General features: G+C 42.5%; 23 protein-coding genes. 11 read left to right on the top strand and 12 right to left on the bottom strand.

Translation table 11 applies throughout. From position 1 onward, the window contains the following. The first annotated feature begins 5 nt into the window (after positions 1-5). From PHU20_RS08245 to PHU20_RS08235, 3 genes are all read left to right on the top strand, one after another. Positions 6-1,286: an ammonium transporter gene (locus PHU20_RS08245; protein WP_274824876.1), complete on the top strand. Its 1,281-nt coding sequence runs from the start codon at positions 6-8 to the stop codon at positions 1,284-1,286. A gap of 117 nt (positions 1,287-1,403) precedes the next feature. Continuing rightward, the gene (locus PHU20_RS08240) at positions 1,404-2,405 is read left to right on the top strand and encodes an outer membrane beta-barrel protein (RefSeq protein WP_274824875.1); all 1,002 of its coding nucleotides are present in this window, start codon (positions 1,404-1,406) and stop codon (positions 2,403-2,405) included. 130 nt (positions 2,406-2,535) lie between these two features. Next, on the top strand, positions 2,536-2,874 hold the full coding sequence (locus PHU20_RS08235; protein ID WP_274824874.1) for a P-II family nitrogen regulator: 339 nt from the start codon (positions 2,536-2,538) through the stop codon (positions 2,872-2,874). A 132-nt stretch (positions 2,875-3,006) separates the two neighbouring features. On the opposite strand, the gene PHU20_RS08230 is transcribed toward PHU20_RS08235, so the two are convergent. Further along, positions 3,007-3,669 carry a DUF1684 domain-containing protein gene (locus tag PHU20_RS08230; protein WP_274824873.1) on the bottom strand — a complete coding sequence of 221 codons (663 nt, stop codon included), beginning with the start codon at positions 3,667-3,669 and terminating at the stop codon, positions 3,007-3,009. Positions 3,670-3,894: 225 nt separating this feature from the next. Here PHU20_RS08230 and PHU20_RS08225 point away from each other — a divergent pair, with 225 nt between their 5' ends. Continuing rightward, positions 3,895-5,103 (top strand): MFS transporter, encoded by a 1,209-nt coding sequence (locus PHU20_RS08225; RefSeq protein WP_274824872.1) that lies wholly within the window; start codon positions 3,895-3,897, stop codon positions 5,101-5,103. Continuing rightward, on the top strand, positions 5,104-5,841 hold the full coding sequence (locus tag PHU20_RS08220) for a DJ-1/PfpI family protein (protein WP_274824871.1): 738 nt from the start codon (positions 5,104-5,106) through the stop codon (positions 5,839-5,841). Here PHU20_RS08220 and PHU20_RS08215 read toward each other — a convergent pair. Then, positions 5,828-7,240 (bottom strand): alpha/beta hydrolase, encoded by a 1,413-nt coding sequence (locus tag PHU20_RS08215; RefSeq protein WP_274824870.1) that lies wholly within the window; start codon positions 7,238-7,240, stop codon positions 5,828-5,830. The genes PHU20_RS08220 and PHU20_RS08215 overlap by 14 nt on opposite strands. A 66-nt stretch (positions 7,241-7,306) precedes the next feature. Here PHU20_RS08215 and PHU20_RS08210 point away from each other — a divergent pair, with 66 nt between their 5' ends. The 4 genes from PHU20_RS08210 to PHU20_RS08195 all read left to right on the top strand — a co-directional run bounded on the left by PHU20_RS08210 (position 7,307) and on the right by PHU20_RS08195 (position 9,990). Beyond that, positions 7,307-7,480 (top strand): hypothetical protein, encoded by a 174-nt coding sequence (locus tag PHU20_RS08210; protein WP_274824869.1) that lies wholly within the window; start codon positions 7,307-7,309, stop codon positions 7,478-7,480. A gap of 418 nt (positions 7,481-7,898) precedes the next feature. Beyond that, on the top strand, positions 7,899-8,303 hold the full coding sequence (locus PHU20_RS08205; protein ID WP_274824868.1) for a hypothetical protein: 405 nt from the start codon (positions 7,899-7,901) through the stop codon (positions 8,301-8,303). 101 nt (positions 8,304-8,404) lie between these two features. Next, entirely contained in the window at positions 8,405-9,256 is an 852-nt protein-coding gene (gene purU, locus PHU20_RS08200) for a formyltetrahydrofolate deformylase (RefSeq protein WP_274824867.1), read from the top strand. A 26-nt stretch (positions 9,257-9,282) separates the two neighbouring features. Next, positions 9,283-9,990 carry a DUF4197 domain-containing protein gene (locus tag PHU20_RS08195; protein ID WP_274824866.1) on the top strand — a complete coding sequence of 236 codons (708 nt, stop codon included), beginning with the start codon at positions 9,283-9,285 and terminating at the stop codon, positions 9,988-9,990. 356 nt (positions 9,991-10,346) lie between these two features. Here PHU20_RS08195 and PHU20_RS08190 read toward each other — a convergent pair whose 3' ends face one another. Further along, the gene (locus PHU20_RS08190; protein ID WP_274824865.1) at positions 10,347-11,153 is read right to left on the bottom strand and encodes an alpha/beta fold hydrolase; all 807 of its coding nucleotides are present in this window, start codon (positions 11,151-11,153) and stop codon (positions 10,347-10,349) included. Positions 11,154-11,379: 226 nt separating this feature from the next. Between PHU20_RS08190 and PHU20_RS08185 the strand changes: the two genes are divergently transcribed. Beyond that, positions 11,380-11,574 (top strand): hypothetical protein, encoded by a 195-nt coding sequence (locus PHU20_RS08185; RefSeq protein ID WP_274824864.1) that lies wholly within the window; start codon positions 11,380-11,382, stop codon positions 11,572-11,574. A 6-nt stretch (positions 11,575-11,580) separates the two neighbouring features. On the opposite strand, the gene pyrF is transcribed toward PHU20_RS08185, so the two are convergent. The 9 genes from pyrF to PHU20_RS08140 form a co-directional block, all read right to left on the bottom strand. Beyond that, complete coding sequence (pyrF, locus tag PHU20_RS08180; RefSeq protein WP_274824863.1) at positions 11,581-12,402, bottom strand: orotidine-5'-phosphate decarboxylase; 822 nt, start codon at positions 12,400-12,402, stop codon at positions 11,581-11,583. A 99-nt stretch (positions 12,403-12,501) separates the two neighbouring features. Next, positions 12,502-13,578, bottom strand: a complete 1,077-nt coding sequence (prfA, locus tag PHU20_RS08175) for a peptide chain release factor 1 (RefSeq protein WP_274824862.1) — start codon at positions 13,576-13,578, stop codon at positions 12,502-12,504. A 131-nt stretch (positions 13,579-13,709) separates the two neighbouring features. After that, complete coding sequence (locus PHU20_RS08170) at positions 13,710-14,993, bottom strand: DUF3570 domain-containing protein (protein WP_274824861.1); 1,284 nt, start codon at positions 14,991-14,993, stop codon at positions 13,710-13,712. Between the two features lie 105 nt (positions 14,994-15,098). Further along, positions 15,099-15,308, bottom strand: coding sequence for a DUF4266 domain-containing protein (locus tag PHU20_RS08165; RefSeq protein WP_274824860.1), 210 nt, complete (start codon positions 15,306-15,308; stop codon positions 15,099-15,101). 9 nt (positions 15,309-15,317) lie between these two features. Next, positions 15,318-16,313 (bottom strand): FAD:protein FMN transferase, encoded by a 996-nt coding sequence (locus tag PHU20_RS08160; protein ID WP_274824859.1) that lies wholly within the window; start codon positions 16,311-16,313, stop codon positions 15,318-15,320. Continuing rightward, complete coding sequence (locus tag PHU20_RS08155; RefSeq protein ID WP_274824858.1) at positions 16,310-16,744, bottom strand: thioredoxin family protein; 435 nt, start codon at positions 16,742-16,744, stop codon at positions 16,310-16,312. Before PHU20_RS08155 ends, PHU20_RS08160 begins: the two co-directional genes overlap by 4 nt. Before the next feature lie 18 nt (positions 16,745-16,762). Further along, positions 16,763-17,203 (bottom strand): QcrA and Rieske domain-containing protein, encoded by a 441-nt coding sequence (locus PHU20_RS08150; protein ID WP_274824857.1) that lies wholly within the window; start codon positions 17,201-17,203, stop codon positions 16,763-16,765. A gap of 178 nt (positions 17,204-17,381) precedes the next feature. Continuing rightward, entirely contained in the window at positions 17,382-18,563 is a 1,182-nt protein-coding gene (locus PHU20_RS08145) for an AIR synthase related protein (protein WP_274824856.1), read from the bottom strand. 110 nt (positions 18,564-18,673) lie between these two features. Beyond that, entirely contained in the window at positions 18,674-20,860 is a 2,187-nt protein-coding gene (locus tag PHU20_RS08140; protein WP_274824855.1) for a glutamine synthetase III family protein, read from the bottom strand. A 210-nt stretch (positions 20,861-21,070) separates the two neighbouring features. Here PHU20_RS08140 and PHU20_RS08135 point away from each other — a divergent pair, with 210 nt between their 5' ends. Continuing rightward, positions 21,071-22,093, top strand: coding sequence for a glutamine synthetase beta-grasp domain-containing protein (locus tag PHU20_RS08135; RefSeq protein WP_274824854.1), 1,023 nt, complete (start codon positions 21,071-21,073; stop codon positions 22,091-22,093). Positions 22,094-22,129 lie beyond the last annotated feature (36 nt).

Genomic DNA, 22,129 nt, shown 5'->3' with positions numbered 1-22,129 from the left:
AAATTATGACAGAAATACAACAAGAAGCATTGGATAAGGCTGTTGAAAGTATCAATGGCGATATGGGTGCATTATGGATTACTATAGCCGCCGTGCTGGTTTTCTTTATGCAAGCAGGTTTTACCTTGGTAGAAATAGGATTTACCAGAAGTAAGAACGCAGGGAATATCGTAATGAAGAACATTATGGACCTTTGTATCGGTTCCATTATGTTTTGGGCTGTAGGATACGGTATTATGTACGGTAGCGACCTGGTTTTGGGAGGCTTCTTTAGAAGTAGCCCCGCTGACCAAGGTTATTTCTTTTTTAGCGCCTCGGATTGGTATAATTTATTTTTCCAAACCGTATTCTGCGCCACCGCAGCTACCATCGTTTCAGGAGCGGTAGCCGGTAGAACAAAATTTTCTACCTACTTGATCTTATCCGCGGTTTTAACAACATTGATTTATCCTATCTCAGGAAGTTGGTACTGGCCTTTCGATGATGATGCTTGGCTGAACACCGCTGGTTTCATCGATTTCGCTGGTTCATCCGTAGTACACGCTGTTGGTGGCGGTGCGGCAATGGTCGCCGCTATAATGATAGGCCCCAGAATAGGAAAATATGTAGATGGTGAGGCTATTGCCATCCCCGGCCACAATATCCCTTTCGGGGCGATCGGTGTCATGATCTTATGGCTAGGATGGTTCGGTTTTAACGGAGGTTCCCAATTGGCTTGGGGAGGTGATGATACCATCGCCGCCGGTAGTGTTATCATCAACACCAACCTTGCCGCTGCCATTGGAGCGATTTCCGCCTTACTTCTAACTTGGCTGAAATACGGAAAGCCCGATGTATCAATGACCTTGAACGGTGCATTGGCCGGACTGGTAGGAATTACCGCCGGTTGTGGGGCCGTAAGCGCATGGGGTGCTTTGGCCATAGGGTTGGTTTGCGGAATAATGGTTGTTTTATCCATTGAATTCATTGACAAAAAACTTCATGTAGACGATCCAGTAGGTGCCATATCGGTACACGGTGTATGTGGTTTCATAGGTACGGTACTAGTAGGTGTATTTGCCTTGGATGGCGGATTGCTTTACGGTGGTGGTGCCAGCCTTTTATGGGTACAGACCTATGGTTCCCTAGCCTACATAGCTTGGGCTGCTTTCGGTACGTTCGTCGTATTGATCATCTTAAAGAAAACCATCGGATTAAGGGTGCCCAAAGAAGTTGAAATGGACGGATTGGACATTCACGAACACGGATCTGAAGCCTACCCTGACTTTAGATTGAACTCCCACTAAGAACAGTGCATAAACGGAGTGTACCCAGTACACTCCGTTATATAAAATTCCCCCGAGAAAATAATCAAACAACGGATATCCCATGCAAACTCCATGGGGTATTATAAACTCTAGAGCATGAAAACAACTCAAAATTATTTCAAAAGTTTAGCAATCCTTGCTATCCTATTCTCGGCAACTACAACTTTCGCACAAGAAGAAGAGGCCAAAAAAGTTTCTATCAGTGGTAGTGTAGATGCCTACTACCAAACCAATTTAAGCGCTTCGGATACCGAAGCCCAATCATTCGGGACATCATTCGCCGACGAATTGGGATTTGCATTGGGAATGGCCAATATCATTGCCACTTATGAAGGCGAAAAAACCGGCGCAGTTGCCGATGTTACTTTCGGGCCAAGAGGCGACTCTGCTACAGGTGGATACAACCTTAACCAATTATATGCCTACTGGAATGTTTCCGATGCCACTACATTGACCATGGGTCGGTTCAACACATTCTTGGGCTATGAGGTAATATCACCGGTTGGAAATTTCAACTATAGCACCTCCTATCTTTTTTCCAGTGGACCTTTCTCACACGTTGGATTAAAGGCCGATTTTGCCCTTTCCGATGATTTTAGTTTAATGTTGGCCCTAATGAATGTCACCGATACAAACAATAACCTTACAGGTGTTTACTCTGCAGGTGCCCAATTGGGATACGCCGGGCAATACCTGAACCTTTACTATGATGGCGGTGAAGTTTTGGGCTTTGAAATAGACTACACCGGAGGATTTGATTTGTCCGATGATTTCTTTTTAGGTATAAATGCCGCATACGCCGATAACGAAGGAGAAGGTTTCTCAGGTGTGGCACTTTACCCACAATTGGCCACATCAGATGATTTTACCATTGGGCTAAGAGGTGAATATTTTGCCACCCGATCTGATTTTGTATCTGATGACCCAAGTGTTTTTGCCGCTACCATTACAGGTAGCTATACGGTTGAAAACCTGACCATTAAACCAGAAATCAGATTGGATTCTTGGGGTAGCGATTTTGAACCTTATTTTGATGCGGATGGTGCAGCTTCAAAAAGCTTATCATCATTTCTAATAGCAGCGGTCTACTCTTTCTAAAAAATAGTTGATTGATTTTATTATAGTTTAAGTTGATACACAACCCTGGCAGAAATGTCGGGGTTTGTGTTTATTATTACCACGATCTTGTTATCTTTAATAGTAATATCCAGATTAAAACAATGCACTTATGAAAAAAATCGAAGCGATCATACGCAAATCAAAATTTGATGACGTAAAAAAGGCCCTGCATGCCATTGGTGTTAATTTTTTCAGCTACTGGGATGTCACCGGTGTGGGGAATGAAAAACAAGGGCATGTCTATAGGGGAATTTCATATAGCACTTCCTATATACAAAGAAGGTACCTTTCCATGGTGGTATCGGACGACTTCTTGGACAAAACCGTAGAAGCTATTTTTGAATCTGCATACACGGGCAAGGTGGGCGATGGCAAACTATTCGTTTCGGAAATTACCGAAGCCTACCGGATCCGAACCAAAGAAAGCGGCCACGCGGGAATAAATTAAACTGCAGATCGATAACCACGGGGAGTATTGGTTTCGACCATCTTCCATTTCACAACAATTCGTGATACGGGTGCCATCACTTGATTCCACCCCCTATTCCGTGCAAAAAAAGTTACCCTAAAGGGGGATTCTTTATGATTTCCCCTTACCTTTCTTAAAATCCTTTACCCCCGCCAAAACCTTTGTATCCAATGTATTCACACTAGGTACGATCGGGCATGAAAATTTCTTATTGTAGGCACAGTAAGGATTATATGCCCTGTTGAAATCAATGGTTATCACATCCCCTTCAGGAATGGTCAAATCAATATACCTGCCCCCTGCATATGTTTCTTTCCCATTCGTACCATCGGTAAATGGCAGAAAAAGATACTCCTCAAAACCTTCTTCAAGCATTAATTCGGTATTTTGATACACCTCCAATCGATGTTCCTTTCCATTGAGTTGAAAATGGGCGACACCGTAAACAGTCTCCTCTGTTTCCCTTTCCGTAGTGGTAGGCATCAAAAAAGGTAAAGCATCGGGGGTCAACACCAACTTGGCCTCAACGATATAGTTCGTATCGGGTTCAAAAAAATCGAGCTTTGTAAAATCCTTTCGATAACGATCAGGCAATGGCGATGTCTCCGGATTTTTGAATTCTTCGTTCAATTCATGTTGAAACTTCAGTATATCCTTCACTGCATCATTAGCCCCTTGGGTTATTTCCACCTTGTTTTCATCATGATACGTCTTACCTTGTTTACAACCCAACACGGTCAAAATAAAAAATACCCCTAGAAAAGTATACCTCATAATGGTTCAATTTATGACCAAAAATACAACATATCATTTTTTTAATTAGATTTACCGTTCAAATGAAATAAAAATCCGTGCGACAAACTTCGATTTATTATTACGTGAAACTATCTCCATCAAAATGGGTCCAGTGCTGCTAGGTATAAAATCGAACAAACGATAATAACAAACAATATAAAGCCCTGATGATACCATCGGGGCTTTTTTTTTAGCCTTCAAACCATGAAAAAACTATACATCCATTATATCTCCTCCTTCAAAGGGTTATCAAAGGAAGTCTGGTGGTTGGCCCTGATCACCTTGGTGAACAGAGCCGGCACCATGGTCATCCCGTTCCTATCCTTATACTTGACCCAAAGTTTGGGATTCAGTTTGGAAAATGTCGGGAGTATTATGACCAGTTTCGGCTTGGGATCACTGGCAGGCACTTGGATCGGAGGTAAATTGACCGATACATTGGGATTTTACAAAGTAATGCTTGTCAGCCTGTTGGCCACAGGCGTGTTGTTCATAGGGGTCCAATTTCTCGAAGGATTTTGGCCGATATGCATCGGTATATTTTTTTTAATGGTCATAGCCGATGCTTTTCGACCTGCCGTATTCGTCGCCTTAAGTACCTACAGTAAACCGGAAAATATAACCCGATCGGTCACTTTGATCCGTTTGGCCATCAACTTGGGTTTTTCAGCTGGACCGGCATTGGGCGGACTTATCATTGCCTCTTTGGGATATGGTGGACTTTTTTGGGTCGATGGGATCACCTGTATGATTGCAGGTACACTTTTGTTTGTGGTACTACATCCGAAAAAATCAAAAGTACTGGATACGATAAGCCACCCATCGCCAAAATCAGCCTATAAAGACTCACGCTTTCTCGTGTTCATAGCCGCCATGGTACTTTTCGGTTTTACCTTTGTGCAATACTTTTCGACAATGCCCGTATACTATAGTGCGGTACATGCATTGAGCGAATTTGAAATAGGCATGCTCCTTGCCCTCAACGGTCTTTTCATTTTTGTTTTTGAAATGCCCTTGATCAAATTTATGGAGACCCGTTCCTGGTCAAAAATATCAAATGTCATTTTTGGCCTGGCCTTGACCGCTTTTAGTTTTTTGATATTGAATTTAACCTCTTGGATCGGTGTTTTGACAATAGGAATGCTATTGATGACCATTGGTGAAATGATCGCTTTCCCTTTTTCAAATGCATTTGCGATGGAACGTGCAAAAAGGGGAAACCAAGGTGAATATATGGCCCTTTATAGCATTTCATTTTCAATGGCCCACGTTTTCGGGCATAATTCGGGCATGCAAAGTATCGCCCACTTCGGATATGAAATTACCTGGTACGGGATTACCGTGGTTTGTATCTTGGGAATAATACTACTTTTGATTTTAAAGAATTTACTTTTACAACCTAATCAAACCTGAATGAGATTCCTCTACCCCTTTATAGGCCTATGTCTGATCGCCACCGCATGTACCCAAAAAATACCGGAAAACCGGCCCACTACGGAACAGCTAAGGCACCTCCCCCATTTAGACCCCAACAACTATAATGTGGCTTTTTTAATAATGGACGGCACTTACAATACGGAATTCACGGCGCCTTTTGATATTTTTCAACACACTCGATTCCGAAAAGGAATTAAAGCCATGAACACTTTTACGGTAGCAAAGACCATAGACCCGATAACCACCTTTGAAGGGGTGCGTATTTTACCCGATTTTGATTACACCCGGGACACAATCCCTAAGATTGATATCTTGGTGGTCCCCAGTGCAGAACATCATTTGGATACCGATTTAAAGGATACGGTATTATTGAACTTTATCCGAAAGATCGATAAAGATGCCTTATTCATGACATCCCATTGCGATGGGGCCTTTGTTTTGGCAAAATCCGGGGTACTCGATAACGTGGTATCCACAACATTTCCAAGCGACATCGAAATTTACCGCAAGACCTTTCCCCACCTAAAAATAGCCGATAGTGTGCTGTTCGTCCACGACGACAAATACATTACCTCCGCAGGGGGCGCGAAAAGTTTTGAAGCATCCCTTTATTTATGTGAATTGTTGTACGGGAAGGAAATTGCCGAATCATTGGCCAAAGGACTGGTCATTGATTGGGATATTACCCAAGTGCCCCACCTTATTCCTCAATGATATCGTAACGGGCTTTTTTAAGGTATTCATCGATTAACTGATTAAATTCGGGCGTAATCCTTAAAAGGGCCGTATGTTCCAAAGCATAAAGCCTATCTACATCATCATAACCGATTTTCAGCAATTCTTCAAGATAGAACAGAGCCGTCCCAAAATCCTCAAATTTGGAATTTATGGAAATCACTTTCAGATAATTATCGTACACCTCGGGAGCGGTAATGGTCTTCAACATCCATAAAAAATTCAAGGCTTCTTCATCAACCGGGGAATCCGACCGGATCATATCCATATGATCGGCAATCAAGGCTTCCAAATAAGACCTTAGTCGAACTCCCATATGCTGCATAAAGATATTGGGGTTTTTTTCGTACTTCCTAAGCTCTTCCATCTGATATTTCCACCAACCTAAATTGTTATAGTTATAGGTATAGATATCTTCTTCCAAAGCATAATCATAATCTTGCTTGATCAAGGCTTCCTTGAAAAAAACCGAGGATTCATTCCGTTTTTGAGCCTTATACCCCGAACTTCTTCTTAAGGTCTTTAAACTATTTTTCAACGAATCGACGAAAATCAAAGGTTTATAGACCTTCATGATATCTTCAAGTTTACGATATGCGAATAACGGGTTGTTTTCAGAAATCAATTTATTTACCCTACCTAAATTCCCCCTATAGGTTTCCTCAATAAAAGCCGTATCCAAGGGAATGACCCTGTCTACCATTGCCCCGATATTGAACAGTTCCATCGCCTCGGAAAGCAATTCCTGATTGGGCCATTCGTGCCCGCCATCGAATACCAAGGTCTGGTTTTTGAATTTAAGGGAATTGAATACATTCTCTTTTTGTAGCATATCGGGATAATTGTAATCCTTCAGCCCTACAATACCAATAAAATGAAAAGGATTATTGCTCGATAAAACTTCGCTATTGGCGATACCCGCCCCACAGGAAATAACACCTTTTATCTGGCTGAAAAAAGTGGGCATAACGGATGCCAAACGAGCCCCTTCGGCAAAACCGGCCGTATACACCCTTCCTTTTTGGATGTTGAACATATCAAAGACCGTTTGGAACATTCGCTTTGAAATAAGCACGTTTTTACTCAGTGGTTGATCACCCCGAACATTGTTCGATGCAGCAAGGACAAATTGGTTCTTTTCCGCAGCCATCATAAGCATCCTCACCACGTTCGCGCCCCTCCCCTCGGTATCGTATATGAATACGACCGGAGAAGGTTTGGTAACTTCAAATTTTGTCGGCAAATAAAGGGCAAAACTCTCTGAAATCGTATCGAGAACCTTAACGGAGTCCATGACAACCCCTTTTCCAAAAGTCAATTGTTGAGCCGTAGCTGCATATGCGGAACAGAAAAGGAAGAAGAGGATTATTTTTTTCATAATAAAGATCATATCAAAAATCTCGCCAAATAGACCTATCAAAGATATAAATATGGGACTTTAAAAATGGATTTATTTCCTATTATTTCCCATTTCAACACCTTAAGGATAAGCGACTTTGACCAAACGGTTATAAAAGCCCTGTGTTTGGCCTTATCGATTATAAAGATCACTCCCAGTAAGACTTCCATTACCGCCTGGGGACATATGGGTTGGATGTACATTCGAAACGACCTCTGAAAGAATGATAAGCATTCTTACCTCCCCATACCCTATCAATTCATCCATAAAACACCTTAAATGAAATTGGTCTTTCAACCCTCCGTCATAACATGATTCCCATGACCGGTAACCCTAAAATAGTCATTACCCATCAAAGTTTTTTTTTACATTTCCAGGAAAAGCATCAATCTTTCCCTTTAGGCAACGGCGAGAGGAATAAGTCCTTCTTTTTTACCTAAACCTGTAAAAGGTGCCTTTGCATTTTCTTGAAGGCAGCCCAATACCCAGCTTTTTATTCCATCCTTTACACCATTTAAAGTACCAACCTCATATTATTTTTGGTTTTAATTTAAATTTAACATTTTACCGTGGTTTTTAAATTAAAATTTAAAAAATCGAATGTAACTTTAGGGCATTGCAATCAGTATTCAAAAGGATGTCACAAAAAAACCTAGGTCAGATACCTATATATAGAAAAGCACTTGAGCTTTGCGCAACAAGCAGGGCCATTGCCTCTTACGTCACATTCAACAAGGACCTCCTAAAACTATATACTTCAAATAGCTTTAGGGATATTGTTGCAGATGCCCTTTTGACCGATGCGATACTGATCCCCCAAAAAATTGCGCAAACCGAGTTCTCTTGCTCGCCCGATGAAAAAAGAAGAAACATTTCGTTTATCAGGGTCATGTTAAAGAACATCAGTTCCTATTGTACGGGATTGGAACGGGATGGTCACGAAAAAGAATACCTGAACCTCCTCCGCCAAGAAATAAAAAGTTTCAGGAAATCCTTAAAAAAATGGACGGGTTCATTGCCTAATGGCGACACCCTTCAGTAATATTTGGCCACTAGTAATCCCACCTTCATTAAAAAACAAGCATTTCTATACTAATTTGATGGTTTTTTAGTTCTAATTTTGAGCCTTAAAAATTATTTAGGTTGAAAACTATAATTCTTATCCATTGCCCCGATCAATCCGGGATCATAAGTGCCGTTACGGGATTCATACACACCAAAGGTGGCAATATCATTTATCTAGACCAACATGTCGACAAAAGTGCCAATACGTTCTTTATGCGGTTGGAGAGTGATTTCGAGAACAATTCCTTGAATCTGGAAAAATTCAAAAACGAATTCTCCAATACCCTTGCCATTCCTTACCAAATGGAGTGGAATCTTCATCTGGACAGTGTTTTGCCCAGAATGGCCATCTTCGTATCCAAATACAACCACTGCCTTTACGATTTGCTGAGCCGCTATCATTCGGAGGAATTAAAGGCCGAAATACCTTTTATCATCAGTAACCATAATGATTTGGCCCATATAGCGGAACAATTCAACATTCCCTTTTATCACATTCCCGTCACCAAGGATACCAAGGAAAAGGCCGAAAAGCAACAATTGGAATTGCTTAAGGAACACCAGGTAGATTTTGTGGTATTGGCACGTTATATGCAGATCGTAAGCAGTCGCTTGATCACTGAATACCCCAATAAGATCATTAACATACACCATTCGTTCCTACCTGCATTTGCCGGTGCCAAACCTTATCATGCCGCTTTTGAGAGAGGGGTCAAGATCATTGGTGCAACGAGCCATTATGTCACCGAGGAGCTCGATGCCGGTCCCATCATTGAGCAGGATGTAACCGCGGTTTCCCACAGTCATACCATTCAGGATTTTATTACCAAGGGAAGGGATCTTGAAAAAATCGTGCTCTCAAGAGCCGTTAAATTGCATGTTAAACGTAAAACCATGGTGTTTAACAACAAAACCGTAATATTTTATTAATCACGCATAATCATTAACCAATAAACATGAAAAGAAAGATTCTTATCCTATTTCTTTCCCTAAACCTTTTGGGCTGTGGGGAATTACAGCAAGTCATCGATCAATTACCCCAAGGTACCTCAAGCATTGGCAACCTTGAAATTGCCGAAGGTCTCCGGGAAGCCCTGAACCTCGGTATCGAAAAGCAAGTGGCCAAATTAACGCAGACCGATGGTTTTTATAAAAACGAACTTGTAAAAATCATGTTGCCCGAAGAATTGCAAAAGGTCGACAACACCCTTAGGAACATAGGATTGGGCAGCTTGGCCGACGAAGGCCTTAAAGTATTGAACCGTGCCGCCGAGGATGCCGTGAGCGAAGCCACTCCCATATTCGTCGATGCCGTTAAAGGAATAACATTCGACGATGCCAAAAACATATTGATGGGAAGTGACGATGCCGCCACCCAGTATTTAACGAACGCCACCGAAACCGCTTTATACGCCAAATTCAATCCCATAATCAAAAGCTCGTTCGAAAAAGTGGGAGCCGACCAAATTTGGAACAACCTCATTACGAGATACAATAACCTACCGCTCGTCAACGAAGTAAATCCGGACCTTACCGACTATGTTACCAATGAAGCACTCAATGGGGTCTATACCATGATCGCCGTTGAGGAAAAGGAAATAAGGACCAATGTGGGATCGCGTACCACGGATCTTTTACGAAAGGTGTTTACCCTACAGGACTGATTTTGGAATACTTAGCCTTGTCTATACTAAATACCGAATAGTTACGTTGATTAATTAAGGACAATTTTAACATAATGCTAATCTTTATTTAACTAAGTAGCAATTATATTTTAAGTTCCTTTGTACAGAATTATTTGAGTTAGTAATTTTTTGAGTTAGTTAGTTAAAAAACCGATGGGAGCATCGGTTTTTTTTATGCCTTTTTCACTTCTCCAATAACCGAAGGATTATGGCCCAAGGCCGTATTGCCTACTCGGAATTTACCCCTTCTTTTAGCCAATGTTCTTTATGTGATTTTAGGTAATGCTTTGCGAATCAACGCTGTTCCCGAAATCGCGGATCGGAAGGGTCAAGCCCTATATCGTCTGTTCTGTAAACTGCATATTGGTATCGCTCACATAGGCTATGACCATACGATTGAAAATGTGAGGTTGCTCCACGTTAACAACATGTCCACACTTATCTATGGTCAACAAATTACTGGCCGTATGGTTCTTTACGATTTTTTCGACCGCAGGCAAAAAAAGATAATCCTCACCTCCCATGACATACAAGGTGGGTATTTTAGTATCGACGACCCTGAACAAGCGCAACAGTGGGTTGATCTCGGAAGTCAATCTAAACCATCTGGTGAATTCCTTTTGATATAACTTCTTGGCTTCCCGAACAAAAAGTGATCTTGATTCCCTATGGTTTTTATTGGGCATGATAATAAAGGCGAAGAATTTATAGAGCCACAAATAAGGTATAACGGATTTAAACAAGTTGCCCAAACGTATCAATATCCGTGACCGGATATCCAATTGCATGATCGCCCCGCCCATAACCATACTTTCGACCCTTTGGGGGTGTTTCTCCGCAAGGTTTCGAATCAGTATGGTCCCCAGCGATATTCCGACAAAGTGCGATTTATTGATTTTCAAGTGATCGATCACCTCTACAATGTCATGGGTAATGGCGTCAAAAGTATACTTATCGTTAAAGGCATCTTTCAGGCTGGGTTTTGATTTTCCATGACCCCTCAAATCCAACAACAATACATTGAACCGCTTTTTAAATTCGCGCACCTGTTTGAACCAAATGGAGGAACTGCCTCCTGCTCCATGGACAAAAGTCACCCAAGTGGTTGATTCTTTATGTACGTATGTGTAATAGTTTAACAATAGCGTTCTCTAAATGCCCCGTTATATGGTCCTCCGCAAGGTATTAAAACTTTTTATAGCAGAACCACTTTACATTTTTTTTAACAACAATTTCCGCACCCTTTTAAGAACATCGTTAAACAATCATCAACAAAACCATAAACTACCTTAAAATCCCATAATATTCGAGCTTAGGAACATCCAATATCATAATTCGTACGTATATTCAATATACACATTACACACTATGGAAAAGCAATATTGCAAAGTCGGTTCGGTAACATCTATTTTAGCAGGTAATCAAGCAATAGCCGTATTGGAATACCAATACCAATGTTTTATGGAAAAGGCCTCCAATATTAAGTATAGCAATACGAAATTGGGTGAGTTTTTCGAACAAAAAGCGAAAAAGACCAAAAAAACATTGGAAGAACTCGGATAGGTTTCCCTACCCAAGGGATTTTAATTCCTCTTGCATCTGTTGTTGTAACTCTTCTGCTTTGAGTGCCGCCTTCGATGCAAAATCCGTGTCTTTGGATGCATAGATGATCCCTCGGGAGGAATTTACCAACAACCCGACATTCCGGTTCATTCCGTAATGACAGACTTCCTTTAAGCTCCCTCCTTGGGCTCCTACACCGGGTACCAATAAAAAACCATCGGGAATGATTTTGCGGATATCCCCTAGGTAACTTGCTTTGGTAGCCCCCACGACATACATTAAATTATGGGCATTTTCATAGCTTAAGGAAGTTTGAAGGACCTTCTTGTACAATGCAACACCGTCAACTTTTTGTGTTTGGAAATCATAGGCCCCTTCATTGGATGTCAACGCCAATAATATGGTATGTTTGTCCTTAAAGGCCAAAAACGGTTCTACGGAATCCTTGCCCATATAAGGGGCAATGGTAATGGAGTCGAAACCGAATTCCTCAAAGAAGGCCTTCGCATATCTTGTCGATGTATTTCCGATATCCCCTCTTTTGGCATCGGCTATCGTAAAAATCTCCGGATGGTTTTCGTTCAAATAGGAAATGGTCTTACCCAGGGCTTGCCAACCTTTAATACCATACGCCTCATAGAATGCGGTGTTGGGCTTATAGGCGACACACAAATGGTGTGTAGCATCGATGATAGCTTTATTAAACGCAAAAATAGGGTCTTCCTCTTCTAAAAGATGGGGCGGTATTTTTTCCAAATCGGTATCCAACCCAATACATAAAAAGGATTGCTTCTTGTGAATCTGCGCTATTAATTCCTGGGTAGTCATAAACCAAAGATATCCTCGAATGCAGTCGAGAGGTTGATATTTAAAGTAAAGTCCTGAAAATTACCGACTGCATTCGACCGGACATTATAATTGAAGGTTTTAAAATATTTCTGAAGCCTCTTTCAGTTTTTCCGTGTTTTCGACCAAACTCAATTCATCGATGATCTTTTGGATATCGCCGTCGATGATATTCTGCAGGTCATACAAGGTTAATCCGATCCTGTGATCGGTAACCCTACCTTGTGGATAATTGTAGGTCCTGATCTTGGCAGAACGATCGCCACTGCTCACCTGAGAATTCCTTTTGGCAGCGTCTTCCTCTTGTTTTTTGGCCAATTCCAAATCGTATAATCGGGAACGCAATACCTTAAAAGCCTTCTCCTTGTTCTTATGCTGTGATTTTTGATCTTGACATTGGGCCACCAAACCGGTCGGTAAGTGGGTTAAACGAACAGCGGAATAGGTAGTGTTCACGGATTGTCCTCCAGGTCCCGAAGAACAGAAAAAATCTATACGAACGTCTTTGGGGTCTATCTGTACATCAAAATCCTCAGCCTCTGGCAAAACCATTACCGTTGCCGCACTGGTGTGCACGCGGCCTTGGGTCTCGGTCTGTGGAACCCGTTGGACTCGGTGTACCCCAGCCTCGAATTTCAAGGTACCGTACACATCTTCCCCGTTAACTTCGAATTGGATTTCCTTATACCCGCCACTGGTACCTTCACTTAGATCGATGACATTGGTCTTCCATCCTCTGCTTTCACAATATTTGGTGTACATCCTAAAAAGGTCCCCGGCAAAAATACTGGCCTCATCACCCCCGGTACCTGCACGGATCTCCACAACCACATCTTTTGCATCTTCAGGATCCTTGGGTATCAACATGAATTTTATTTCCTCTTCCAAAGCAGGTAACGCCCCTTTGGCTTCGTCCAATTGCATTTTGGCCATTTCCACCATCTCCGCATCACTGCCATCCGAGATGATTTCTTCGGCTTCCTTTATGTTGTTCGTAAGTTCTATATATTGATCGCGCTTGGCCACCAATTCCTTAAGATCCTTATATTCCTTGGTAAGCTGCACATATTTTTTTTGATCGGTAATCACATCCGGCTGTATAATAAGGTCGGATACCTCATCAAAACGTTGCTTAACTATATTTAATTTATCAATCATATTCTTTCCTCTAGTGGTGCGAATTTACGATAAATTTACACATCTGCGCCATTCCCGATCCCCGTAAGGTACAATAGTTTATGAACAAAGACATTAAAAAAAGTAGGTCTTCCAAGCTTATTCCTTAGGGTTTAAATCCCTACAAAAGTAGCCCCTAGACTGAAAATGTAAGAAGAGAGTCCGTCGCTGCGGTCATATTTGTTGCCTCTAAAATCGATCGCCTTTAACCCGAAAGTAAGGATCTTGGCTTTGGTGAAAATATCCTTATAGCGTATCCCCATTCCGTACTGATGGGAATCAAAAGCAGACAGGTCATAGTCCGAAGTATAGAATTCAAGGCTCGAATCCGCCGCCTCTTTCCCATAAAAATAATCCGCAGCTGTTTGACTATAGTAGCGGTAGTTGGGGTACAAGGTAAATTGATCATTCAGTTTAATCGGAACCTCCAAACTGGCCGTATGGGCCGATATACCCCAATCATCGGAATAATAGCGGTAGTAACTGCGCAGTACGATCAAATCGTTCATGTAATAATTAAGTCGGGCCCCAACAGGGATTTTAAATCGGGAATCGGGCAATCGTTCTACATCATCGGCCAACTGAAAATCCTCGATAAAAAAGTCATCGACATCACTAAAATAAACCCTTTGATGGGGCGTACCCAACAAGCCTTTTTGGGACACCAGATCCATGAAAATGGACCCTTGTATGCGTTTACCCAAAATTTGGGAAAGACTTAAAGAAAGGGAGTATGAATTCCTCGTCTCATCATCAAAGGCAACGAAGTTCGGATCATAGGTACCCGTACCCGTTATCCTGGAATCGTTAAACCCATCCCTTAACTCCACCGGATATTGCGGGTTCCAGCGATCCAAAAACAACTGAAAGCTGGCGCTTAACTGCGTATTTTTTTCATTGAACAGTCTCGTATACCCACCCCCGAATCCGATAGAAAAATAATCATATTCCGACGCGATGTAAGCCTGCACGGAATATATGGCGTTTCGATCTTCGGAACTGTGTTCGTAGGTAGGATTGAAGTGCACCAAGGCATCGCTTTGTGAAGCACCTGATGAGGCGCTGAACGGACTCGCCGTTCTACCGGTATCATCAAAAGGATCGATATTGCTCGAAGATGCGGAGGAGTAGGCCGAAATACCTACATCAAGGGTCAAGACATCATCTGGGTTCAAAGGCATTTTAACCACAATACTGGATGTTGCATCCGTTAATTCCTCGGTACCCTCCCCTCCTGTTACGGCGGCGTGTTCCCCGTCTTGGTTGTAATAACTGAAGAGTAGATCTATCTCAGCGGTTTCCAAAACACGTTTTTGATACCTATTGGAGCCATCTTCTTGGGCAAACCCCCAATTGGCAACCAATACAAAGAGAAGTACTACACTAAGCTTTTTCAAAAAAAATAGGATTAAACTGTTTATTATAAAATCCGTTTAAGTCATAATTACCCAACTGATCCTTGCCATCCATCCAGCACGCCAAACCCAAGGAAGAGTAATTGATCAATTACAACCGCAACCCCCTCCAGATTTGCCACCATTGGCTCCCGAGGCAGCCTCCCGATATATCTGGAAGTTGGTCTCAAAACGTTCCGAACCTTTCGCACCCAATACCATTTCCTCATCGTTCAAGTACACTTTTTCGTACTCCTTAACGACCACGCAAGAAGTGGCAAGACCGGCGAACAGCAAAAGAAGAACAACCTTTCCCATGACACTAAATTATGGATTATTATCAAATAAAATACCGCTACTCTTATGTATTTTATTATCGCTATCAACCAAAATGACCTCGGTACCCCCCAGTTGATCGATCAACGAAAGACCTGCTTCCTTACCCATGATAAAAACGGCTGTGGCCAAGGCATCACAGAGTTCCGCACTTTTGGCGAATACCGACACACTGTTTACCCCTTGGGAAGGATACCCTGTTCGCGGGTCTATGATATGGGTGTATTTTCTACCGTTGAACATCACGAATTTTTCATAATTGCCGGAGGTTGCAACTGAGGATTCAACAATCGGCAACCAAGAAAAAACCTTGTCCTTACTTAAAGGGTTTGCGATACCTATCAACCATTTTTCCCCACTGGCTTTGGTTCCCCAGGTGGTCAAGTCTCCCGAGGCATTGATGATACCTCCGACCACTTGTTTCGACACCAACAATTCTTTGGTCTTGTCAGCTGCAAAGCCCTTACCGATGGCCCCAAAGGAAATTTTCATCCCTTTATGTTTTAAAAACACCGTTAGTTCCTCGGGATCCAAAATTATTTTTTCGTACCCCACTTTGGCAATGGATTCCTTTACCGCTTCCTGTGAAGGCATGGTGGTCATGCTCCCATCGAATTTCCAAATCGTATCCATCGAGGAATACGAAATATCAAAAGCCCCATCGGTAATCTCTGAAATCTGCTTTGCCCGTTCAATGAGCTTAAAAAGTTCCAAACTCACTTTTACGGGCTTAATCCCTGCATTTTTATTGATCTGTGCGGTTTCGGATTCGGGGTCCCAAGAAGAAATCATTTTTTCAATACGCTTGATCTCGGCAATGGCCTCATCGATGTTGATATATCCGATTTCCTCATTTGCAGCCACCACCGTAATATCGAAACGGCTCCCCATTAATTTCAAGGTCTTATGAACGGTCACGTATTTACGCTCTTGTCCATAACCAAGAACAACAAAGAAAACCAAAAAAAGTAGTAGGGCCTTTTTCACTTGACAAATGCGTTTAACAACGATATATAAGCACTAGGGGTTATATTCCGATACCCTGTCGTTCCTAACACTTCCTGCTTTGGATCCAACACCACAACCCATGGAAAATAGCCTTTCGGATTATATCTCTCGGCCAGTTTAGCGTTCTGTTGGGCAATAGCATCAGGTAACCGGTTACTTTTTTTTCTGGGGAAGTCTGCCCGATACAGCACATAATTTTCATTGGAATAGTCAATGAACTCCTTGGATTGCCATATACCCCGATCCAATTTAATACATGGGGCACACCAATCGGATCCGGAAAAAACAAGGATGATCGGTTTATTCCCCTCCGACGAGACCTCCACGGCATCCGTATAGGTCGGTTGCCATTCTTGGGCCGAAACAACCATTGAACCCAATAAAAACAAAATAAAAAACAACTTTTTCAATCTAAAAAAGTATTAAGATTATTCATAAACCCGAAGTATGTCCCCGTCGAGTTCGGTATTGTATATTTTCAAAGGCTTTGCCGCAGTACTATCCACTTGGTTCAAAGGCTCTCCGTCCATCGCGAATCTTGAACCATGCACATCACAATAAAAAATACCCCCATCATTGGTCAGATACCTCACTTGATCATAGGACTCATGACTACACACTTGGGTCGCAGCAACAAAGTTACCACTCAAATCCTTGACCACAACGACCAATTCCTTTAAAATATAACTGCCGTTATCGGCCAATTGCTGGCCTTCTGTGGAGTTTAAATCAATGGTAAAATCAATGCCCGTAGGTTCTTCGACCTTGTCCCCGTTTTCATCCTCTTTGGAACACCCTTGCAGACAAGGAAACGTAAGGGCGAAAGCCGCACCGGCGCCTAATGTCCTTAAAAACTCCTTTCTTTCCATAACATTGGTTTTAGTACTATCAACGTTACATTCAGGTGAATCGTATAAGAGAAATCATAAAGTCGGTCAACTACTTGAGTACTTACTTAAAATCAATTCAAAAGACTGACTTTAAGGGTGAATTTCAACGTTTGACCATCGTGGAACCCGCCTGTAAAAGGATTCCGTCCGATGTTAATCATTCATAGGTAAAAGTACCGTATTCGCTTTTTATGGTCAGTTTTTTAGTGGGATGCCCCTCTACCCTTCCCACGATCCGGGCATCTACGCCGAATTGTTTGGAGATATCGATCAAATCCCCTGCAACGGTCTCGTTGGTATAAATTTCCAAACGGTGCCCACAATTAAAGACCTGGTACATTTCCCGCCAATCGGTTCCCGATTGTTCCTGGATCAACTTGAACAAGGGAGGTATGGGAAATAAGTTGTCTTTTACCACATGAAGGTCATCTATGAAGTGAAGGATCTTCGTTTGGGCTCCACCACTGCAGTGCACCATTCCATGGATATCGGCCGCATTGTACTTGGATAATATTTTTTTTACGATCGGTGCATAGGTACGCGTTGGCGACAACACCAATTTACCGGCATCCAAAGGAGCATCGGCAACTTCATCGGTCAAGCTCATTTTCCCAGAATACACCAATTCATCGGGAACCGAGGCATCATAACTTTCGGGATATTTTTCGGCCAAATATTTGGCAAAAACATCGTGCCTTGCCGAGGTCAGTCCATTACTGCCCATTCCCCCATTATAGGCCTTCTCGTAAATGGCCTGTCCAAAAGATTCCAAACCAACGATCACATCCCCTGCCTTGATATTGGCATTGTCGATAACATCTTCACGTTTTAATCTGGCGGTCACTGTGGAATCCACGATGATTGTCCGTACCAAATCCCCGACGTCTGCCGTTTCCCCTCCCGTTGAGTGGATCACCATGCCGTGTTTGGCCAAATCAGCGATCAATTCCTCGGTGCCATTGATGATCGCGGAAATCACTTCCCCGGGAATCAGGTTCTTATTACGTCCTATGGTAGAGGACAATAGGATATTATCGGTGGCACCCACACAGATCAGATCATCGATATTCATGATCAGCGCGTCTTGGGCTATACCTTTCCATACCGACACATCACCGGTTTCTTTCCAATACATATAGGCCAAGGACGATTTTGTACCTGCCCCATCGGCATGCATTACCAAACAATAATCCCCATCATTGGTCAGGTAATCCGGAACGATTTTACAGAACGCTTTCGGAAAAAGTCCCTTATCGATATTCTTGATGGCATTGTGCACATCTTCTTTTGAAGCCGAAACCCCTCTCTGTTTATACCTTTCACTGTTCGATGACCCCATGAGATTTAATTTGTGGCAAAAATAATGGATTCGTTAAAAAAAAGCCCACGATTCGTGAGCTTTTCATTCTTAATGCGTGGACATAACAAAAAAATCTGCCCAACTGGGGGTTATTTTACAAAAAGCAACTCCCTATACTTGGTCAATGGCCAATGCGCATCACTGACCAATCGTTCCAATTTATCGCTGTGATAGCGTATTTCGTCAAAATACGGCTTCACTTTATGGCAATAGGCATCTGCCTTGGCTTTACTGCCCGTAATGACATTTGCCTTTTTGCGTTCGTTCACCATGGCATCGGTCTTGGTCTTCAGGGCTTCCACATGTTCAGAAATCCGACCGATGATGGCCATTTGGCTTTCGGCAAGTTGCTTAAACCCTTCCCCATAAATGTCCTTTAACCCACTGACATTGGCCAACAGAACATTCTGATAGGCTATTGCGGCCGGAATCACATAACCATATACCAGCTCGTTGAATACCCTACCTTCTATCTGCAAATGCATGATATAGGCTTCGAGTTCGACTTCCTGTCTCGCCTTTACCTCGACCTCACTCATGACATTCATGGCTTTAAACAGGGCGGAACTTTCTTTGGAAGTCAAAATCCCAATGGCCTCCGGAGTGGTTTTGTTATTGCTCAGTTTTCTTTTCTTCGCCTCTTTTTCCCATTCCTGGCTATACCCGTCCCCATCGAAACGGATCCGTTTGGATGTCTTTATATATTCCCTTAAAACATTGAATATGGCTTCATCCTTCTTTAGGTTCTTGGTATCGATCAAGACATCGACTTCCTTTTTAAAGTCATTCAATTGTTTGGCCACTATGGTGTTTAAAATCGTCATCGGCTTGGCACAATTGGTTTTTGAGCCCACTCCGCGCATTTCGAATTTATTCCCGGTAAACGCAAAAGGTGATGTTCTGTTGCGGTCTGTGTTATCGAGCATTATCTCAGGGATCTTACCCACCACGTTCAATTTCAGTTCTGTTTTTTCCTCTGGCGATAATTTACCTTTGGACACCCCTTCCAGTTCATCCAGCACATTGCTCAATTGTGTTCCGATAAAAATGGAGAGTATGGCAGGCGGCGCCTCATTGGCCCCTAACCTGTGGTCATTGCTTGCAGAGGCGATGGAGGAACGCAAAAGTTCTTCATAGGTATCCACGGCCTTGATCGTATTGACGAAAAAGGTCAGGAACTGCAGGTTCTTCATCGGTGTAGAACCAGGACTCAATAGATTCACCCCGGTATCCGTGGCCAAGGACCAATTGTTATGCTTGCCCGAACCATTGATCCCTGCAAACGGTTTTTCATGGAACAATACTTTCAAATCATGCTCTTCGGCAACCTTTTCCATAACATCCATGAGTAGGAGGTTATGATCTACCGCCAGATTGGCCTCCTCGAAAACAGGTGCCAATTCAAATTGGTTGGGGGCTACTTCGTTATGCCTGGTTTTCACCGGAATACCCAATTGGGTACATTCCATTTCCAAATGACGCATAAAATTCAACACCCTACTGGGAATGACCCCAAAATAATGATCGTCCAATTGCTGCCCTTTGGCGGCCGTCTGGCCAATGAGGGTTCGCCCGGTCATAACGATATCGGGCCTGGACATCGCCAAAGCCCTGTCGATCAGAAAATATTCCTGTTCCCATCCTAAAGTAGCACTCACCTTTGATACGTTCTTATCGAAATACCGGGCCACCGCCGTAGCCGCTAGGTCGACCGCATTCAAAGCCCTCAGCAGGGGCGCCTTATTGTCAAGAGCCTCTCCCGTATAGGCTACAAAAATTGTAGGAACACATAACGTGGTCCCATATACAAAAGCCGGGGAAGTGGGATCCCAAGCGGTATACCCCCTGGCTTCAAAGGTATTTCTGATCCCTCCATGGGGGAAACTTGAAGCATCCGGTTCTTGTTGAACCAATTGCCCCCCTCCGAATTTTTCCAAGGCCCTACCATCGTGGAACAGGTCAAAAAAAGCATCATGCTTTTCAGCCGTGGCGCCCGTTAATGGTTGAAACCAATGGGTATAATGGGTCGCCCCCATGTTTATGGCCCAACACTTCATGGCTTCCGCAACCTGATCGGCTATTTTCCGATCGATCTTAGACCCTGAAAAAATAGCTGCTTTTACACTTTCGTAGGCGTCCTTGGTCAGAAACTGTCGCATTTTGTCCTCATTGAAAACATGGGAACCGAAATACTCGGACCTTCTACCTTTCTCCTCAACGTTCTTACCGCCCCTTTTCTGGCTGTCTATCAGCGCTTTAAACCTTAATTCCGACATAAATACCACCGATTTTTTTACCAAAAGTAAGAATTAACGAATTAATAATATAACAGACATAATAATTAACTTTAATTAAAATACCCCCTCAAATTAAGGGGTATCCTAAATTATTTTACCTATAATGTTAAATAACCCCCCAAGAATTCGATTAATTCACAGAAAAACATATTTTTGCTTGTCTTAAAATTTAAATTAACATCCAGCATTATGGCAAAGATTAAATTAGAATACATTTGGTTAGATGGTTATTTCCCTACCCAAAATATGAGAAGCAAAACCAAAGTCGAGGAACATGAAGATTTTAAAGGGACTTTAGAAGAATTAGGGAATTGGTCCTTCGACGGATCTTCCACGAAGCAAGCTACGGGCGATGCTTCTGACTGTTTATTGGTTCCAGTAGCGATCTACCCAGACCCTGAACGCGTCAACGGATGGTTGGTCATGACTGAAGTCTACAATGCGGATGGCACACCCCATACATCCAATGGAAGGGCAACCATCGATGATGAAGATGATGATTTCTGGTTTGGTTTTGAACAAGAATATTTTATAATGGATACGGAAACCGACTTACCTTTAGGTTTCCCAAGAGGAGGATATCCTGCTCCACAAGGATTATATTACTGCTCTGTTGGCGGATTGAATACCCACGGAAGACAGTTGGTTGAAGAGCATGCCGATCTTTGTATAGAAGCCGGTTTGAATTTTGAAGGTATTAACCAAGAAGTGGCCTGCGGACAGTGGGAATTCCAATTATTTGCCAAAGGAGCCAAAAAAGCTGGTGATGAATTATGGATCGCCAGATATTTATTGGACCGATTGACTGAAAAATACGGTTACTATATCGAATACCACCCAAAACCTCTTGGAAGGGATATGGACTGGAACGGTTCAGGTATGCATGCCAATTTCTCCAATAATACTTTAAGAACTTGTGGTTCCAAAGAAGTTTACGCTGCAATATGTGAAGCTTTCCGTGATGTTGTTGATGAACACATTGCCGTTTACGGAGAATTCAATGACCAACGTTTGACCGGTTTGCATGAGACCGCTGCTATTACTGATTTCTCTTGGGGAGTTTCCGATAGAGGGGCATCTATCCGTATTCCATTGATTACCGTGGAAAAAGGATACAAAGGTTGGTTGGAAGACAGACGACCTGCTTCCAATGGTGATCCTTACAAAATTGCGGGTAGAATCATCAAAACCGTTAAATCTGCAAAGATCTAATAAAGAAAAAGAATTTAGTTAATTGTTTTTATCCCT

This window comes from Maribacter polysaccharolyticus, from assembly GCF_028882255.1.
In the GTDB taxonomy this organism is placed as follows: domain Bacteria; phylum Bacteroidota; class Bacteroidia; order Flavobacteriales; family Flavobacteriaceae; genus Maribacter_A; species Maribacter_A polysaccharolyticus.
This window is presented reverse-complemented; position numbering and strand designations above follow the sequence as displayed.

What these genes read in the sequence shown, in the direction of transcription:
- PHU20_RS08225 (WP_274824872.1), top strand. Translation starts at nt 3,895, where the DNA reads ATGAAAAAACTATACATCCATTATATCTCCTCCTTCAAAGGGTTATCA.
- PHU20_RS08220 (WP_274824871.1), top strand. Translation starts at nt 5,104, where the DNA reads ATGAGATTCCTCTACCCCTTTATAGGCCTATGTCTGATCGCCACCGCA.
- PHU20_RS08210 (WP_274824869.1), top strand. Translation starts at nt 7,307, where the DNA reads ATGGATTTATTTCCTATTATTTCCCATTTCAACACCTTAAGGATAAGC.
- PHU20_RS08245 (WP_274824876.1), top strand. Translation starts at nt 6, where the DNA reads ATGACAGAAATACAACAAGAAGCATTGGATAAGGCTGTTGAAAGTATC.
- PHU20_RS08215 (WP_274824870.1), bottom strand. Translation starts at nt 7,240, where the DNA reads ATGAAAAAAATAATCCTCTTCTTCCTTTTCTGTTCCGCATATGCAGCT.
- PHU20_RS08185 (WP_274824864.1), top strand. Translation starts at nt 11,380, where the DNA reads ATGGAAAAGCAATATTGCAAAGTCGGTTCGGTAACATCTATTTTAGCA.
- PHU20_RS08150 (WP_274824857.1), bottom strand. Translation starts at nt 17,203, where the DNA reads ATGGAAAGAAAGGAGTTTTTAAGGACATTAGGCGCCGGTGCGGCTTTC.
- prfA (WP_274824862.1), bottom strand. Translation starts at nt 13,578, where the DNA reads ATGATTGATAAATTAAATATAGTTAAGCAACGTTTTGATGAGGTATCC.
- pyrF (WP_274824863.1), bottom strand. Translation starts at nt 12,402, where the DNA reads ATGACTACCCAGGAATTAATAGCGCAGATTCACAAGAAGCAATCCTTT.
- PHU20_RS08205 (WP_274824868.1), top strand. Translation starts at nt 7,899, where the DNA reads ATGTCACAAAAAAACCTAGGTCAGATACCTATATATAGAAAAGCACTT.
- PHU20_RS08230 (WP_274824873.1), bottom strand. Translation starts at nt 3,669, where the DNA reads ATGAGGTATACTTTTCTAGGGGTATTTTTTATTTTGACCGTGTTGGGT.
- PHU20_RS08240 (WP_274824875.1), top strand. Translation starts at nt 1,404, where the DNA reads ATGAAAACAACTCAAAATTATTTCAAAAGTTTAGCAATCCTTGCTATC.
- PHU20_RS08165 (WP_274824860.1), bottom strand. Translation starts at nt 15,308, where the DNA reads ATGGGAAAGGTTGTTCTTCTTTTGCTGTTCGCCGGTCTTGCCACTTCT.
- PHU20_RS08140 (WP_274824855.1), bottom strand. Translation starts at nt 20,860, where the DNA reads ATGTCGGAATTAAGGTTTAAAGCGCTGATAGACAGCCAGAAAAGGGGC.
- PHU20_RS08145 (WP_274824856.1), bottom strand. Translation starts at nt 18,563, where the DNA reads ATGGGGTCATCGAACAGTGAAAGGTATAAACAGAGAGGGGTTTCGGCT.
- PHU20_RS08235 (WP_274824874.1), top strand. Translation starts at nt 2,536, where the DNA reads ATGAAAAAAATCGAAGCGATCATACGCAAATCAAAATTTGATGACGTA.
- PHU20_RS08135 (WP_274824854.1), top strand. Translation starts at nt 21,071, where the DNA reads ATGGCAAAGATTAAATTAGAATACATTTGGTTAGATGGTTATTTCCCT.
- PHU20_RS08195 (WP_274824866.1), top strand. Translation starts at nt 9,283, where the DNA reads ATGAAAAGAAAGATTCTTATCCTATTTCTTTCCCTAAACCTTTTGGGC.